The sequence below is a fragment of the Paenibacillus sp. Mc5Re-14 genome (assembly GCF_001049835.1).
GTDB lineage: Bacteria > Bacillota > Bacilli > Paenibacillales > Paenibacillaceae > Paenibacillus > Paenibacillus polymyxa_C.
In genome coordinates, this window is sequence record NZ_CVPD01000001.1 from 5489010 (window position 1) to 5504706 (window position 15697).

Sequence of the window (15697 nt, forward strand, 5' to 3'; positions counted from 1 at the left end):
TTCTCTATTTCCGGCCGGCGGCCAAATACAGTTGGCGCAGAATGGAGTTCTGCTCGTGCCGAATCATATTCCTCCAGGCATAGGCGATTTGGGCAAGAGTTTTGCTGGGCAAGAATCCGTCCTTCACCAGCTTTGTCGGAATACCGATCCCTTCGGATTTCAGGAACATCTCATCCCCGAGCAGATCGCTGTGAGCGCAGATGACCTCGAAGTCGATTTCTGCAAAACCGCCTTGCCGCAGGACGGACGGAAGTTGCCGCCCCAACCGTGGGCTGCCCCCCTCCGCAATCCGCGATTCGCAATAAGCCTCATATAACAACCGCAGTTCAGGGATGGACGGGTAAGTCATGATGTGCATCTCAAAGTCATTATCCACGAAAACCGCCGTCCCGCCTGGCTTCAATATCCGCTTTACTTCGCGAACGGCGCTCACCGGATCGGGCAAATGCTCCAGCACGAGCCGGGTGACTGCAAAATCAAAGGTATCATCTGGCAATCCGGTTGCCATAATTGAACCATCCAAAATCTCGCATCGATCGCCGAACGACGAGAGCGTATGCTCCCGGGCATAATCGGCAAGCAGCGGATCAATCTCCACCGCGACTGCCCTTGTATGGGGAAATTGCCGCAGAATATTTTCCGTAACATAGCCGGGTCCAGCTCCCAGTTCAACTACCGAGTGACCGTCCCGCAAGCCAAATTCCACATAATGCTTTACTTCCTTTTCCCAAAATAATGCGACCTGCCCTTGCAGTCGCTGTATCTCATGTTGGACGCTGCTAGCAACGGTCGATATCTGATAAGATCCTTCTGCGCTCATGCTCATGCTCCCCTTCCGCAGCGTTTCAATGGCTCCAAAAATTCCAGCATACGCTCTGCGACGCTGTTCCATTGCGGGGACAGCATCATATCGTGGCACAGATGCCGGAACATCACCGCTTTCGTGCCGTAGGTTCTCGCCACATTTTTGGTGGTTCGTACCGAAAAAAACCAATCCTTTCGGCCCCCCAGCACAAGCAGCGGAATATCCATTCCGAACGCCTCTGGCACAATCGGTTTGGCCAACTCGTTGCGCGCCTTTTTCGATTCCGGTTGTATTTTCCCGATCCATGCTGCGAGCCGCCCGGGTTCCGTCCGTTTAGAAAAGAAAATTTGCGGCGGGACGGCCACATCCGCATCTTCGTTAAACAATGTCATGTCCTTGACCGCCTTGGAATGAAACAGCGCCACCCGCTTCAGATCTTTCAGCATCCCGCTGGGTGGAACTGTTGCCATTAATACGGCTGCAACGGCAGCGGCAGGCTGTTCATGCAGCACCTTCTGCACCACAGCGCCGCCCATCGAATGTCCGATCAGAACCGGCTTCTCTTTGAACCTTTGCAGCGCCCCCAACACGTCTTCCTTGTAGTCATCCAGCTTAAAACTGTGCAGACGATCCAGGCCCTCGCTCCCGGCATGTCCGCGCAAACTGATGGCATAGGACGGGTATCCTTTGGCACAAAAATAAGGCAAGAAATGCTCTTCCCAGCACCAGGCCCCATGATGAGCGCCATGGATAAACAACAGCGGCGGCCGTCCATAATCCGTCTCCGGCACATATTCCAGCCATTCTAATTGCATTGCCTAAACCTCCATTTGCCTGCTTGAATTGGTAAATCGCAAAAACTGTCGGTTTAACATCTCGGCTGTTTGCTCCATAAGCAGTTTACCCAATGCATCCACATGACGGTTCCGCCAATTTTCAAGTTTGGTTCCTTTTACCCACTGATTGAACGCACCCATCGCCGGGCCGCAGTGAATCTGATAATCAACTACTTGATCGGGATTGCCGCCCAGTGCCGCCTTGGTAGAGTTGGCAAAATACCATTTGAACACCAGCGCCATTTGCTGCTTCGGGTTGATCTCAGCCTTTGCGGCTTCCCCGGGCAGCCATTGCGTTCGGATTTCCTCAAGCACTTCCCCAAACGTCCGATTAAAGTAGACATCCTGAATCATCCGTTTATTTTTCTCGTCGATCTCATCTAACGAGGCATGCTTGCGATACAGCTCGTACAGCTTGTTGGCCCGTGCCGGAAAAAAAAGGCCTTTGCGAAGCACCTGCACTTTGACGCCCAGTTCGAACATATCTCCGGCAGGGGCATATTCGGTGTCCTGAACATTGGCTTGCTGAAGCAGATCCTTTACGGCATCGCTTGTACCGGCCTCTGTCGTGCATTGATTGATTGAACCGGTAACAACATAATCCGCTCCCATCAATAATGCAGCTGCGGCTGCCTCAGGTGTGCCAATGCCCCCGGCTGCCCCGACCCGGACCCGTTTGCCATAACCGTAACGCTGTAGCAGTTCATCGCGGAGCCGCAGAATCGTTGGCAACAGTGTATACGCCACGCCCTGGTCGGTGTGGCCCCCCGAATCGGCCTCCACCGTAATGTCATCTGCCATCGGTATGGACCGGAGGGCATCGGCCTCTGCCGGAGTAATGCGGTTCTCATGAAGCAACCGGAGAACGATCCGTTCGGGAGCCGGACTGAGAAAAGCCTCTGCCACCTCTGGCCGGGACACCTTGGCCATAATCCTGTTGCCAGCAGTAACGGAACCATCCTCATCCTGCACAAGCCCTTTGGCACGGTAGCGAACAAGCGGCGCATTGACCGCCATGTAAGCAGAGGCTTCAATGACCTTTACACCGCAGCGCAAATACAGATCTATAAGCTGTTCTTCCTTCTGGGGGTGCATCGGCTGATGCAGCATGTTCAGTCCATAGGCCTCCCCTTTATCCAACTCCCGCTGCATTGCCCGGATATCTGATTCAATTTGCTCTAGATCAAGGCCTCCGGCTCCGTAAAAACTGAGCAGGCCTGCTTTTGCCGCCTGGACGACCAACGTTCTCGAAGCAACTCCGCGATACATGGATCCGGTAACATAAGCATATTTCAGTCCATAATCCCGTTTGAACTCTTCGTCTCCCAGCGACTGCGCCGTAATTTGCGTTCCGGCGTCAGTTCTGTGCCTTCTAGCTTCGGGAGCAGCTTCCCTGCGGATCTCGGGCGCAGAAGCTAATTTGCTTTGAACGGAGGCCGCCATTTCGCCGGTCGACAGGATTGCACTGTTTTTCATCACAGTCGTAGTCTCTTCCACGGACACAATTGGGTTTGCGTCCCGGCTAATGTTCGCGGCGAGCTTGGACAATACATTTCCGGGCCCGATCTCTTCAAATCTCATATCTCCCCTTCCCATCAAATAACGGATACTGTCCGTCCAGTTAACATAACGGGTGATTTGCATCATTAAATTCCGTTTGATGTCCTTCTGGAGGTATGGCCTTGCATGCACATTGGAGATGACGGGAATGTTTAGCTCCGAAAACGTAAATAAATCAAGGTAGGCGGCAAATTCGCGTTCCGCTTCCGCCATATGCTTGGAATGAAACGCGCCGCTGACATTAAGCGGTATGTACAAGTGGGCACCGGCCGCTTCGAACACAGGCTGTGCAGCCTCAATATCCGCTTTCATTCCAGCAATCACAATTTGCTTGGGCGAATTATAGTTGGCGATGCTGAGATTAGGAAAATGCCGGTTCAGAACATCTTGAACCTGCTCTGCCGTAAAGCCGATTATGGCGGCCATACCGCCGCCGGTCGCCTTGCTCATCAGCTCCCCTCTTTTGTTCACAAGCTTTAGTCCGGTCTCGAAGTCAAAGGCGCCTGCTGCAAACAGCGCACTGTACTCGCCGAGACTGTGCCCGGCCACATAATCGGGCACTATGCCTGCTTCCTTCCGCTTCTTCATGTACGAAAGCGCATTAACGACATATAACGCCGGCTGGGTATACTGGGTATGTCCCAACTGCTGCCGCTCATCCTGCAAACACAATGCTTTAATGGAATATCCCAGTATCGCATCAGCTCGCTCCGTCCATTCCCGAAATTCATTGAACAGCTCACCGCCCATTCCTTTGTGCTGGGAGCCCTGTCCCGGAAACATATAGGTTATCATGTTTTGATCCACCTCTATCTTGGAAATCAAATTTTTTCCGCCGTACGTGCGTTTCACCCGTTCAAACTCATTCCAGTCGTTGCCGTATGGCGTCAAGATGTTGCAGCTCTCTGACAATGATTCCTTGCCGAGATTGCGCTTTACCAAATTGGCCAGCGTTCCCGCCGGCCCAAGATCCAAGTAAGCAAGCGCCTGCTCCGCTTCCAAAGTCCGGATCGCCTCCGGAAGCAGCATGGGCTCGCGGACCGCATCCCAAAGCCGGGTTGGCGGCCACACCCGTACCCTGCTTCCGGAAGTGCAGGAGATGAGCGGAATACGGGGAACCCTATAGGTATGCTTCAGTATCAGTCTGCAAAATAATGGTGCAGCTGAATCAATCCCCGAAGAGTGAAAGGCATGCGAAACCGGGAGACGCTCGCTGGCAATCTTCTTCTGCGACAGCATCCCGGCAATATGATCAAGCGCAACATTGGTTCCCGACACCACAAAGTGCCCGGCAAAGTTTACCGCAGCCAGTGTGCTGTTCCGGTGCAGCATGGGCTCCTGTCTGTACAGACTGGCGTTATCCAGTATAGCCATCATGCCTCCTGGCTCACAGCGCACCTCCAGCATCTCCGCCTGGGCGATGACAAGATTCAGTGCCTCATCAGGCGCAAGCACACCGGCCGCGGCAGCCGCCGCAAACTCTCCCAGGCTTGCTCCCAGCACATAATCCGGAACAACGCCTTCTTCGAGCAACGTCATGAACAGCGCATATTCCACCATAAATATGGCCGGATGCGTATACAAGGTCCGATTCTGCTTCTCTCCTTTACGGCCAGCATAAATCGCTTCAATTACTGAGCTTCCCAGTCTGGAGCAGGCCACTTGATCCAGTCTTACCATCCAGGAGCGGAAGACTTGATGGCGGGCCAGCAGTTCCTTTCCCATATGTGCATATTGAGAACCCTGGCCGGAAAACATAAACACTATTTTTCGCTTCATCGCATCCCCCTTGAATCAGTTCTTTTATGAAAACCGGAGTATATGCTGCTGATTTTTGCGCATCCGGAAATTTATAAAGACTTCTTTATCGTCGATCAGTAAATAAATATTGCTCTGCAAAAGATAACCCAGCGTATATCCAGGCGCTTTCCCGTAGGAATGCCCAGGATACACGCACACATGCGGAGGCACTATATGCTTGATCCGTTGAATACTGTTAAACATTTCATCCGCTGATCCTCCAGGTGTATTGCATATGCCGCAGCCTTCGGTAAACAGAGTGTCCCCCGAAAATAAGTGGTCTGCCAGCAAAAAGCATGCTCCGCCTGCCGTATGCCCCGGAGTGACCAAGCAAGTAATCAGTGTACAGCCAAGCCGGATTTCATCCATATCCTGAAATGGAACCAAGTTCTCTGTATCGAAGCTGTAATAATCGATCTCCGCCGCTGACATATATACTTTGGCATCGAAGTATTCCAGCAATGGCCGGACCAAATTGACATGATCGTCATGGGAATGTGTTAGCAGAATAGACGTCAGGTTTACGTTCAAGCGCCTTATCTGTCCCAGGATCAAATTTAAGTCCCAGGCCGGGTCTATAATTACCGCTTCATTACTGTATTTGTCCGTAATAATATAATTGTAATTGCGGAACCGCTCGGCCCCGACCTGCAATAAATGCACATCATATGACTGTTCCAAACTGGATCACCTACTTCATGTGTATCACAAAGTCTGACTATTTCCAGACATGTCAGCAGCAATAAGAAAAAGCTTATAAAACGGCGCCTTCCGCCGTCTATAAGCTTGATCTGCTACTTGCTTCCGCATGCGCTGATATTCAATTTCCGCTGGCTTTAGCTTCGGAAACGCTGGCCCGTGGTTTTGGTCTGCGGAAGATGAGTCCGATAAGCATCGACAACAGCACAAAGGGAAGGGCAATGGTATACAGCACGGAGAAGCTGGATCCCACTGTTTTTTTTGCGTAACTAGCAATGTCGCTTACATACGCCGTGATGCTATTCTGTGTATCGGACTGAGCAAATGCCTTTACCGTCGGTTCCGCTGCGGATTGATCCAATGCATCTTCTAGGTTCTCCTTCGACAATTTGCCGCCAAGCAGGATCGTTTGCTCCATTGTCTTGGAGATCTGCTCTTTTCCCTCAGGTGAAATATTAAGTTGGGCTGTATGTGCAGAGGCATATTGGACGACATCCAGCTTCTTGCTTTCAATAGTATGGTTCAATGCCGATACAAAAATGGCAACAGACAGCAGAATGCCGATTTGCCGGATCATCGAGAAGACACTTTGCGAAGACGTGAGCATCTCGCCGACAAAGGACGAGGCACTGGCCATCGTCGCTCCGGCAATCAGGAAACTGAAGCCAAGCCCAACCAATACGCATATGACAATCACTTGACCGGAGGAGCTTTGGATATTCAAATTCCGCATCATAAAGTAAGGGATGCTCAATAACAGAAAGCCGAATGAAATCGGTAGGGCATATCCGATCTTCTTAATAAGAAGGCCAGCGGCGTTGGAGAACACAAAAACCGTTGCCGAGATCGGCGTCACAAGCAGGGCTGCCTGAAACTCCGACTTGCCCTGATACAATGTCAGAAATTGCGGCATCAACACCATAATGGCGATAATAAAAAGGAACCCGACCAAAACGGTTATGATCGATCCGACAAATACCCGGTCTTTAAACAGCTTCAGTTGAATCATCGGCGATTTGTTCTTCCGTTCAAAGTGCAGGAACAGAACAAAAGCCAAGGCAAAGACCCCATAGCAGACGATGGCCCTCAGGCTCGCCCAGCCCCAGCCAAATCCTTTAATTAGCACCAGGTTTAATGAAAAAATCGCGATACCGCATAACAGAACGCCTATCCAGTCAATAGCCGCTTTCACCCTTGTCTCATGCTTCAGATCTAAGATGTAGAAAGAAGCTATCAATCCCACTAGACAAATGGGGACATTCACGTAAAATACCCAGTGCCAGCTCAAATTCTGCGTAATGATGCCCCCTATCGTCGGTCCGAGCGCTGTCGCCAGCCCTTGGGTAGCCCCGAGCAAGGTCAACGGCACAGCTCGTTTTTCCAACGGGACGGCACTGACGCCAATAACCATACTGCAAGGAATGAGGCAGGCCGCACCGATCCCCTGCACGAAACGGAAAACAATCAGATCTATTCCGCTGTCGGACAATCCGCACAAGGCGGAACCCAGACTAAATATCACAAGGCCGGCCATAAAAAACTTATGTTTACCGAAAAGGTCAGCAAACCGGGCCATCGGGATGGCGAGCACAGCGATTGCCATGGTATAGACGTTCAACATCCAGGAGCTCGTTTCAAGAGTGGTATGCAAGTCCTCTTGAATGGCGGGCAGCGTGATGTTCATAATTGTCGAATCCAGCATGCAAATAAAAATCCCTAAACACATGAGAACAACAACAGGCATTCCGTTTTGTTTTTTCATACATCCCTCTTCTTTCTTGGCCTCAGAGAATTTTTTCTTTCCAAAAAAAATGCTGAAACAGTAATCACTGTTTCAGCATGGTCGTCAGTGTTTTATTGTCAAGACGAATCGGTCACCGTAAAAATCTGCCGGCGGACACAGCTCCGCCAGGTCGTCTATATACAACATACACACTACACCGGTGTTGATATGGCCTCAAAGCTACCCCAACGCACCGCAGCAGCGATTGGCTTGACTTTGATTATTGTGGATTGCACAGGCAGAATGTGCTGTACGAACATAGAAGGTAATTTGTTTCACAAATCTATAGCAAACGAAACGCCATAGCTTTAAGAAATTGGATTAGTGTCAGGCGTTGACAGCATTTCAATTCCAATATCCAGCGGTTTGTCGAGTCCCATGAACCGCAGAACAATGCGCGCCCTTTTCTTGCGTCTATCAATCTTCTTAATCAGGCCTTCCCAGCCTTTCAGTGGACCATCGCATACGGTTACTTTGGCATTCTCCACATATAGGGTTGAGAATTCGATCACATCGTCATTGCCGATAAGCTGCAAAATCTGCTTCATTTCATTATCGTCAACTTTGGAGAATAAAAAAAACTCCGCAGGATCGCCGTTATCTCTGGTTCCATTGCAGATCCTTCCCTGATTCCTCGTATAATGATTGTGATATCGCTTCAAAAGCCGGTAGTACCTTGGAATTCCCTTTAGATCATAGTAAGTCTTCACGCTCATCTTTGTATTCACAAAAACATACCCAGGAAACATCGTTCTGCATACTTCCAAGGTCTTTCCTTGCTTACGCTCTTGAAGCCTCCGTTTCGGGACAACCGCTGAAATAACGGATTCGTCAAAACGCTTATGGATGAATCTTTGAACCAAGTTTTCCTTGCCCGTTTCGACTGACAACACATACCAATCCATACCTGTAGGAATCCTCCTTCAACGATGTCACAAACGCCATAAGAAGTGAATACTCCGGCACCGAAATTCGGTCCCACTTTTATTTCTATTAAAATATTTTTTACATTTACACTACTTGCTACATTTTATCACTAGTATTATTGCTATTCAACCAATAAATTACAACAAAATACGACATAAAAGCCCTAAATTCGTCTTTATTTACTATAATATTACATTAAGTGTGTATCAAGCGGTGTTCGTTCTCGTGTTGATGACGACAGATTGTACAACCCATGGTTTGTTTCAGGTTATTTTTCATATCTGAATCAGTTACTGTAACCGTCTTGATTTTATTGTTCCATTCCACTTTTAGATAGATTTGGTATAAGAGAAACTGCACGTGTAGAAACTAGTGTCACACTGTTTTATTTTAGGTTCTTGTAAATTAATAGATATTTCTGGTGCGAATGCCAAACTAGCATGATTTTCCCGAGTTATTCGCACCTCAGATTTTGTCGAAACCCGTTGAATGTATACAAAACGTGAAGTTTAATCAGAGAATTTAGTAAATTCTAGTTATCATACTTACTGTTGTGCGCTACAATGGAGATTAGAAGGCCATTGGATATGTAGTTTTTGCTGTCGCACTCTATATGAGTGTGAGGATTGAAATAACAAGAATACGACAAACTTGTTCTTGCTCATGGAGTCGCACTCTATATGAGTGTGAGGATTGAAATAAAATCGGAATGTGGCACCAAATAATCATCACAAGTCGCACTCTATGTAAGTGCATGGATTAAAATAATTGCTGTCATCAGGCCGTCGCTCCCTTTTTTGTTTTGTCGCAGCGTGAGCACATAGATTGGCGCATAGCTCACTGAGAGGAACACAGGAAATTCCTGGAGACCGAACTGTAGCCGTCTTGGTTTTATTGTCCCTTTCCATTTTTAGATTTGGCATCTGTACGTGTAGGAGCTAATGTCACACTGTTTTAGGATCTTGTAAAACTAATAGATATTTCTGGTGCGAATGTGAAGCTCACATAAAAACCTTGGGTCTTTCGCACCTCGAAATTTGTCGAGAAGTAACTAGATCAGTTACCTTCAGTAAAAGTCAATGGTTGATCCAAGCCTTTTTGGCATCAGTTTTTGCGATAATGTGAGGAATTGATATCATTAGGGTATGAATTACTGTATTTTCGCTGTCGACTCCATGTGAGTGCGTGGATTGAAATTTCATCCCGAGCTGCTTGCTCCTCATCTTCAGCGAGCGGTCGCACTCCATGTGAGTGCGTGGATTGAAATACATGCTTGCCGTTGTAGAGTGCCGGACGGTATTGTCGCACTCCATGTGAGTGCGTGGATTGAAATTTGGCCTCACCCTTCACTTGATACACGCCTGTACGCGTCGCACTCCATGTGAGTGCGTAGATTGAAATGGAAATTTGGCCTTTGTTTGATCGCTGGACTGCTCGTCGCACTCCATGTGAGTGCGTGGACCATGATGGAGCAGCCGTCACCTGGTCGTACGATTGGAGAGCGCCACTTTATCCGAATAAAAGATCCGATAAGTGGAGGAACGGATATTTTATTCGATTTGGAGGGTGGGCGACGATTTAGTACACTTCCGTGTGGGATTAGTTGATCTTGTAGCAAAAAGATGTTTTTTACTTCCATGGATGCCATAAAAACCTGCCGTTAGATAATATGAATGTTTTATTATGGTGCGAGTGTGAAGCTCACATAAAACCTCGGGTCCTTCGCACCTCGAAATTTGTCGAAAAGCAACTGAATCAGTTACCTTCATTAAAAATCAAGCGTTGATCCAGGCCTTTTTGGCATCAGTTTTTGCGACAATGTGAGAAATTGATATCATTAGGGTATGAATTACTACATTTTCGCTGTCGCACTCCATGTGGGTGCGTGGATTGAAATCTAGTACTTTGCAAGCTGCATAATCGCAGACCCTGTCGCACTCCATGTGGGTGCGTGGATTGAAATTATGAATAACCACCCTTCCAGCTTTTGAAATAGTATCGTCGCACTATGAGTGCGTGGATTGAAATACAATAAAGCCCATTATTGCAGCACCCAAAGGCTGTCGCACTCCATGGGAGTGCGTGGACCATGACCGTCACCTGGTCGTACGATTGGAGAGTGCCGCTTTATCCGAAATAAAGAGGTCCGATAAGTGAGGAACAGATATTCTATGCGATTTGGATGGTAAGCGACGGTTTAGTACACTTCCGTGTGGGATGAGCTGATCTTTCAGCAAAAAGATGATTTTCACTTTAATGGTTGCCATAAACACCCGCCGTTAGATAATGTGAATGTTCTATTGTGGTGCGAATGTGAAGCTCACATAAAAACCCCGGGTCCTTCGCACCTCGAAATTTGTCGAAAAGAAACTGAATCAGTTACCTTCAGTAAAAATCAAGCGTTGATTCAGGCCTTTTTGGCATCATTTTTTGCGACAGGTAAGAAATTGACATCATTAGGGGTATGAATTACTGCATTTTCGCTGTCGCACTCCATGTGGGTGCGTGGATTGAAATGAAACGTAAATGATATTGTTTGCAAAATTACCGGAAGGTCGCACTCCATGTGAGTACGTGGATTTAAATCGCTACTGTATAGTCGTCCTTTGGGATATACGCTACTTGTCGCACTCTATATGAGTGCGTGGATTGAAATAACTAGCTTAGAAATTTCTTTGTAGGACATTGCTTGCGTCGCACTCCATGTGAGTGCGTGGTTAGAAATTGGAGGCTGTAACCTACAAACTCCTGTCCAACGATATCGAACCAGTACTGGAAGAATTTTGAGGAGTATATGTCGACCATTTTGTCCTTACATTGATTAATAAAAAATTGATTCATAGTAAAGGATTTTACAAAAAAGAAAATGAGGCTGCCATGAATGACGATGACACGAGGAAAATCGTATTGAAGGTATGACTCAATGAAACAGGATAGGATTAATTATCCCTATAATAGAAAAGTAACTGAATAAGTTACCCTCAGTTAAAGTCAATGGCTGATCCAAGCCTTTTTGGCATCATTTTTTGCGACCATGTGAGGAATTGATATCATTAGGGGTATGAATTACTGCATTTTCGCTGTCGCGCTCCATGTGAGTGCGTGGATTGAAACATCTCTATACTATGATTATGCCATGTATTATAGTACCTGTCGCACTCTATGTGAGTACGTGGATTGAAATAACACAATTATGAGGGTAATTACACTTATGACAAACGTCGCACTCCATGTGAATGTGTGGTTTAAAATTCCTAATCTTGCTGCCCTTCGTTAAATTCTTGCGTCGCACTACATGTGGTGCGTGGATTGAAATAATTAATCTACCTTAATTATATAGGGGCGCATGACGTAAGCAAGAGATTTTAAAAATTTGTCGATATAATATCCTCCAGCAAAATCATCCTCACCACGAAACAGTTTTACTTCGCGTTTGGCGGTGTTAATTGACGTAACTACACCAGTCATAACCGTGTCGTCAAACGGGCTAAATACGGTCACGCTGATAGGCTGGCGCGAGTTGTAGGACTCTATTAGCGCCTACTCAATTAACTGTACCTCTTGGTCATCCAACTCCGCTCCAATCAACCTCTTGTTTGCAGGTGGGGTCCTCAAGATCATATCCAAGCTCCTTTGCATGCTCCATTACCTGCTGCAGATCTTGACCCTCAGAAAAGTCAAACCTCTTCTTATAGGTGATCTCCCATTGATCTTTATTTGGTTTGAGCCGGGCACGCAATATCCATTTTTCGCGGAAGAAATCCTGTTGTGGCGTATCCATGAAGCGGATATCCATCTGTTGCCCTTCCGATTGATCTAAATGCACAAGCTCTGTGCGCAACGTATGCTCATCCGTAAGCACCTGGTTGGCATCGAGCAGAAACTTAAGTTCATACTGCATGTCTACATTACTCAATGAAAAGCCTCCTCCTTACATATGCTGACAAAATCCTCATGGCGGTAAACTTGTTGCCTAAAATTCGTTTAACCGGGAGATCAGTGCCCTCAAATCCGGCAGATTGCCAATCCGTTGGCTGGCAGGTCTGCCCGGTGCGTCCTGCTGTGGACTGCCCGTTGTGCGCAGCAGTTCCCGCACAGTTGCATAGGACATCCGCCGCGGGTCAGATGTATGCTCTGCAAGCATGCCAGAGCTCCTGCAACAATCGGGGAAGCGCCGGATGTGCCGCTGAACTGGTCGGTATACGACGAATTCTCGCCGCTGCCCCGTGATAGAGCTTCAAGTTCTTAGTCAGTGGTAAATCCCGGGTTCCTCCTGCTGTTCATTAAAATATGGGTGAATCGGTTTGGCTGCATGATTTTCTCTGAACTTATGCTTGTACGCTTCAAAATCCCAAGTCTCCAGAAATTTTTCTGCTGCAGCATGGCCCGATGAAAGTAAGCTATGCTTATCCTCCTCCGTCAAATCGAACTTCGTCGTCGTTACTTTTCCGGTGGGAATAAAGACGGTTCGTTCTTCCGCATGCTCATCCACATGTCTTTGATCGTGGGCCTGCAGCATAGTTTTGAACATTCCTTTGAGTAAAGAAACCGGGCCGTTGATATCCACGGATTGGGCATACGTACGCTTTTCTGATAGCCGGAAGCCAATGGTTGGCCACCGTGGAATTCCATCCACATCAAATAGCCAGATTGGATAATTACTGAGCATTCCTCCATCCAGCATGTAATACGGTTTTTTCTGCAATGGTGTATGCCATATATAAGGCTTAAAAAAGAAAGGCAGTGTTGTGCTCATCCGTACAGCCGCAGCAATTGGAAATTCAGATGCCTTCAGCCCATAATGAGGCAAATCATTAGGGAAAACTACGATCTTTCCATTGCTTATGTTCGAGGCGATAATCGAGAGCTTTCCCTCAGGAAGATCTCCAAACGTTACAATGTTCTTTCGCTTCAGCCAATCCGTCATCACTTGCTCTAAGATGTGGTTGCTGTAAATGCCGGAGTTCAACATTAAAGGAAGGGCTTTATTTAAAAAAGGTAGGCTGTTCATTCCTGTCCGCCCGAGCAGCTTCATATAGTCTAGCGAGCTCATCAGCTTCCTAATTTCAGCACTGTTGTAACCGCAGGCCAATAAAGCTGCAACAATCGCTCCAGCGGATGTCCCCGCAAGTTTTTTCCAGGTATATCCTTTCGCCTCCATCACCTCAATAGCTCCAACAAAAGCAATTCCCTTGACGCCCCCACCTTCAAAGACTGCATCTGCCTCCACTTGCTCATCCTCCTATTACACATAAAATATCTATTTGTAATTATGTGTTTTGCACACTGAATTATGCACTTTAAGGAATTGTTGTTTTCTTCACAGTGAAGGCTGGTGAAATATGGATTCACAGGATTAGGCTAAATGTGCTGGCAGAGGGCCAGGATCCAAGATCAAACTATAGTACATGTTCTCAATTGAACAAGGTTTCGAAAGAGTGGGGTTTGATACCACCATCGTGAGAGTTCATCATTTGCATGAACCAAGTCTTGTGCTGTCTTTCAAGGAATGCAAATTATATCTTATGTCACAATATATACATATTAATATAGAATTGAATATTTTATATAAACTAAAAGAAATCCTAATTTTGTGAACATTTAAAATAAAAAAAGCCATAAAGTGGCTTAACATAGCTTGCCCCTACATAGGCAATACAACAATTCATAAAATTAGGTAATATCTTACAGGATTAATGTACGACAAAAGAAAAGTAATATCAAGTCCATGATATGAAGGTCAGAAACTGATAATTACTAGTCCATCTATATATAGTTTGTTTGAAGGTGAGTTAAACTTACCTTTACTGGATGATCAGAATGATTCTTCAAACAAAGTTTAACCTGCCCCCAGCCTTTAGGGACACTAAACGCTTCTCTTACTGTTGCGCTTCCGCCCGATCTTTGAGAAATAATATTGTTTCCGCTAGTTTTACTTGGTGAAGCTTAAGTTACACCTACTGTGGCAACTATAGCTAAAGAAATAATAGACAACAAAAATATTTTTTTCTTCATGGTTTTCCACTCCTATCTTGATATGGTCGACCCATTAGGGACTAGTGAATACAATCTGGTAGACCCTTTTCATATCTACTCTATATTCAACCGCCTAACTCTCTAGACAGAAACGTTAAGAATAATAAATGCGATTTTTGATGGTTAGAATACCACTTTTCCACTTTTTGAAACGCACAAATAGGTCACTCTGAGCCCAGGTGACCTATTTGTTAAACAGTTTTATACCAGTCGATCTTATATAATTATAGTCGTCTAAGCCAACAAATATACATACGTATCAATAGAAAATTATTTAGTCTACCTATGCTAAATAATGCTTTCCTAGTAATTTAACAACACTTACTGTCGGAATTATGAATTAGCAACAGTCAGCCTGTTTTACCCATTATTATTTCGCTTCCGCAGGTATTGTTGCAATAATGTCTTTCCCTTTATTAGGCAGAGCTTTTTCGCCTTCATAGATGATTTTGCCATTTTTATCGAATGTTCCAAATTTAACTTGCTCTGTTTTCCACAAGTCCTTAAAGAAATCTATTTTTCCTGTGAAGATTGGTCGATCTCCCCATTCCTTATTATTTACTTGGAGCACATTTGGAATCACACTCTTGTTGGGTTTACTCGTGCTTATTTGGCCCTCCCATTTGACCCAAGCAGCCCCATCTATAACCACAGCATATTGTGCTATTCCTCTATAGGCATAAATAAAGTTATTGCTCTGTTTGTTGGGGAAGTAATAAGTTCCTCCATCCCCTCCTTCTTCAGTGCTGGCGAGTTCCTCATGTATAGAAATCCTTGGTAATTGGATAGCTGCGTTTCTGGATTCTTCTAGTTTATTGCTAGCATAGTGTTGGAGTAGAGTCTGACTAGGCTTATAAATAACAACTGTTTTGGTATCAGAATTCCACAATACCTTTGCATTTAATGCTTCCCCTATAAAACGAAAAGGTACATATACAGCGCCTTCTTTAACAGTAGGATTTACCCCTACAGAAACCTTCTTATCGTTGACATACGCACTATTACTACCCACAGTTAATTTAAGTTTATTTTTCGTACCTGAATCGGTCACCATAACCGTCTTGCTTTTGTTGTCCCAGTCCACTTTTAGATTTGGTATAAGAGAAACTGTTCGTATTGGAACTAATGTTACATTGTCTATAACAATAGGATTCTGTCCATTGGTCATACTACCATTAATATTTAAAGAAAGTCCTTTCTGACTAGAATAAGTCCAATATGTGGTAGCAAAATCTACTTATGGAGGTCATA

General features: G+C 46.1%; 12 protein-coding genes and 1 CRISPR repeat array. Of the genes, 1 reads left to right on the forward strand and 11 read right to left on the reverse strand.

All coding sequences use genetic code 11. From position 1 onward, the window contains the following. Positions 1-4: 4 nt before the first annotated feature. From BN1546_RS24675 to loaP, 6 genes are all read right to left on the reverse strand, one after another. The gene (locus tag BN1546_RS24675; RefSeq protein ID WP_255305539.1) at positions 5-892 is read right to left on the reverse strand and encodes a methyltransferase domain-containing protein; all 888 of its coding nucleotides are present in this window, start codon (positions 890-892) and stop codon (positions 5-7) included. Next, positions 823-1620, reverse strand: a complete 798-nt coding sequence (locus BN1546_RS24680) for an alpha/beta hydrolase (RefSeq protein ID WP_090739064.1) — start codon at positions 1618-1620, stop codon at positions 823-825. Before BN1546_RS24680 ends, BN1546_RS24675 begins: the two co-directional genes overlap by 70 nt. A gap of 3 nt (positions 1621-1623) precedes the next feature. Then, on the reverse strand, positions 1624-4980 hold the full coding sequence (gene fabD / locus BN1546_RS24685; protein ID WP_090739065.1) for an ACP S-malonyltransferase: 3357 nt from the start codon (positions 4978-4980) through the stop codon (positions 1624-1626). A 24-nt stretch (positions 4981-5004) separates the two neighbouring features. Next, on the reverse strand, positions 5005-5682 hold the full coding sequence (locus tag BN1546_RS24690) for an MBL fold metallo-hydrolase (RefSeq protein WP_090739066.1): 678 nt from the start codon (positions 5680-5682) through the stop codon (positions 5005-5007). Between the two features lie 139 nt (positions 5683-5821). Continuing rightward, positions 5822-7462 (reverse strand): MFS transporter, encoded by a 1641-nt coding sequence (locus tag BN1546_RS24695; protein ID WP_090739067.1) that lies wholly within the window; start codon positions 7460-7462, stop codon positions 5822-5824. A gap of 329 nt (positions 7463-7791) precedes the next feature. Continuing rightward, positions 7792-8388 carry an antiterminator LoaP gene (gene loaP, locus BN1546_RS24700; protein WP_090739068.1) on the reverse strand — a complete coding sequence of 199 codons (597 nt, stop codon included), beginning with the start codon at positions 8386-8388 and terminating at the stop codon, positions 7792-7794. A gap of 1187 nt (positions 8389-9575) precedes the next feature. Continuing rightward, positions 9576-9878: direct repeats of the CRISPR family, unit length 32 nt; unit sequence GTCGCACTCCATGTGAGTGCGTGGATTGAAAT. 1364 nt (positions 9879-11242) lie between these two features. Between loaP and BN1546_RS28115 the strand changes: the two genes are divergently transcribed. Continuing rightward, positions 11243-11329: a hypothetical protein gene (locus BN1546_RS28115; protein WP_255305596.1), complete on the forward strand. Its 87-nt coding sequence runs from the start codon at positions 11243-11245 to the stop codon at positions 11327-11329. 399 nt (positions 11330-11728) lie between these two features. On the opposite strand, the gene BN1546_RS28120 is transcribed toward BN1546_RS28115, so the two are convergent. The 5 genes from BN1546_RS28120 to BN1546_RS24735 all read right to left on the reverse strand — a co-directional run bounded on the left by BN1546_RS28120 (position 11729) and on the right by BN1546_RS24735 (position 15614). Beyond that, positions 11729-11911 carry a hypothetical protein gene (locus BN1546_RS28120; protein WP_255305540.1) on the reverse strand — a complete coding sequence of 61 codons (183 nt, stop codon included), beginning with the start codon at positions 11909-11911 and terminating at the stop codon, positions 11729-11731. A gap of 64 nt (positions 11912-11975) precedes the next feature. Further along, positions 11976-12326: a hypothetical protein gene (locus tag BN1546_RS24715; RefSeq protein WP_090739069.1), complete on the reverse strand. Its 351-nt coding sequence runs from the start codon at positions 12324-12326 to the stop codon at positions 11976-11978. A 57-nt stretch (positions 12327-12383) separates the two neighbouring features. Beyond that, a complete protein-coding gene (locus BN1546_RS24720; protein ID WP_255305542.1) occupies positions 12384-12554 on the reverse strand; it encodes a hypothetical protein in 171 nt (56 codons plus the stop codon). 105 nt (positions 12555-12659) lie between these two features. Further along, entirely contained in the window at positions 12660-13640 is a 981-nt protein-coding gene (locus BN1546_RS24725) for a patatin-like phospholipase family protein (protein ID WP_090739070.1), read from the reverse strand. A gap of 1176 nt (positions 13641-14816) precedes the next feature. Next, a complete protein-coding gene (locus tag BN1546_RS24735; protein ID WP_090739071.1) occupies positions 14817-15614 on the reverse strand; it encodes a copper amine oxidase N-terminal domain-containing protein in 798 nt (265 codons plus the stop codon). Positions 15615-15697: the final 83 nt, after the last annotated feature.

Bases quoted from the DNA above. Each gene is read 5' to 3' on its own strand.
- BN1546_RS24675 (WP_255305539.1), bottom strand. From the start codon at position 892: ATGGAACAGCGTCGCAGAGCGTATGCTGGAATTTTTGGAGCCATTGAA.
- BN1546_RS24680 (WP_090739064.1), bottom strand. From the start codon at position 1,620: ATGCAATTAGAATGGCTGGAATATGTGCCGGAGACGGATTATGGACGG.
- fabD (WP_090739065.1), bottom strand. From the start codon at position 4,980: ATGAAGCGAAAAATAGTGTTTATGTTTTCCGGCCAGGGTTCTCAATAT.
- BN1546_RS24695 (WP_090739067.1), bottom strand. From the start codon at position 7,462: ATGAAAAAACAAAACGGAATGCCTGTTGTTGTTCTCATGTGTTTAGGG.
- loaP (WP_090739068.1), bottom strand. From the start codon at position 8,388: ATGGATTGGTATGTGTTGTCAGTCGAAACGGGCAAGGAAAACTTGGTT.
- BN1546_RS24720 (WP_255305542.1), bottom strand. From the start codon at position 12,554: ATGCTTGCAGAGCATACATCTGACCCGCGGCGGATGTCCTATGCAACT.
- BN1546_RS24735 (WP_090739071.1), bottom strand. From the start codon at position 15,614: ATGACCAATGGACAGAATCCTATTGTTATAGACAATGTAACATTAGTT.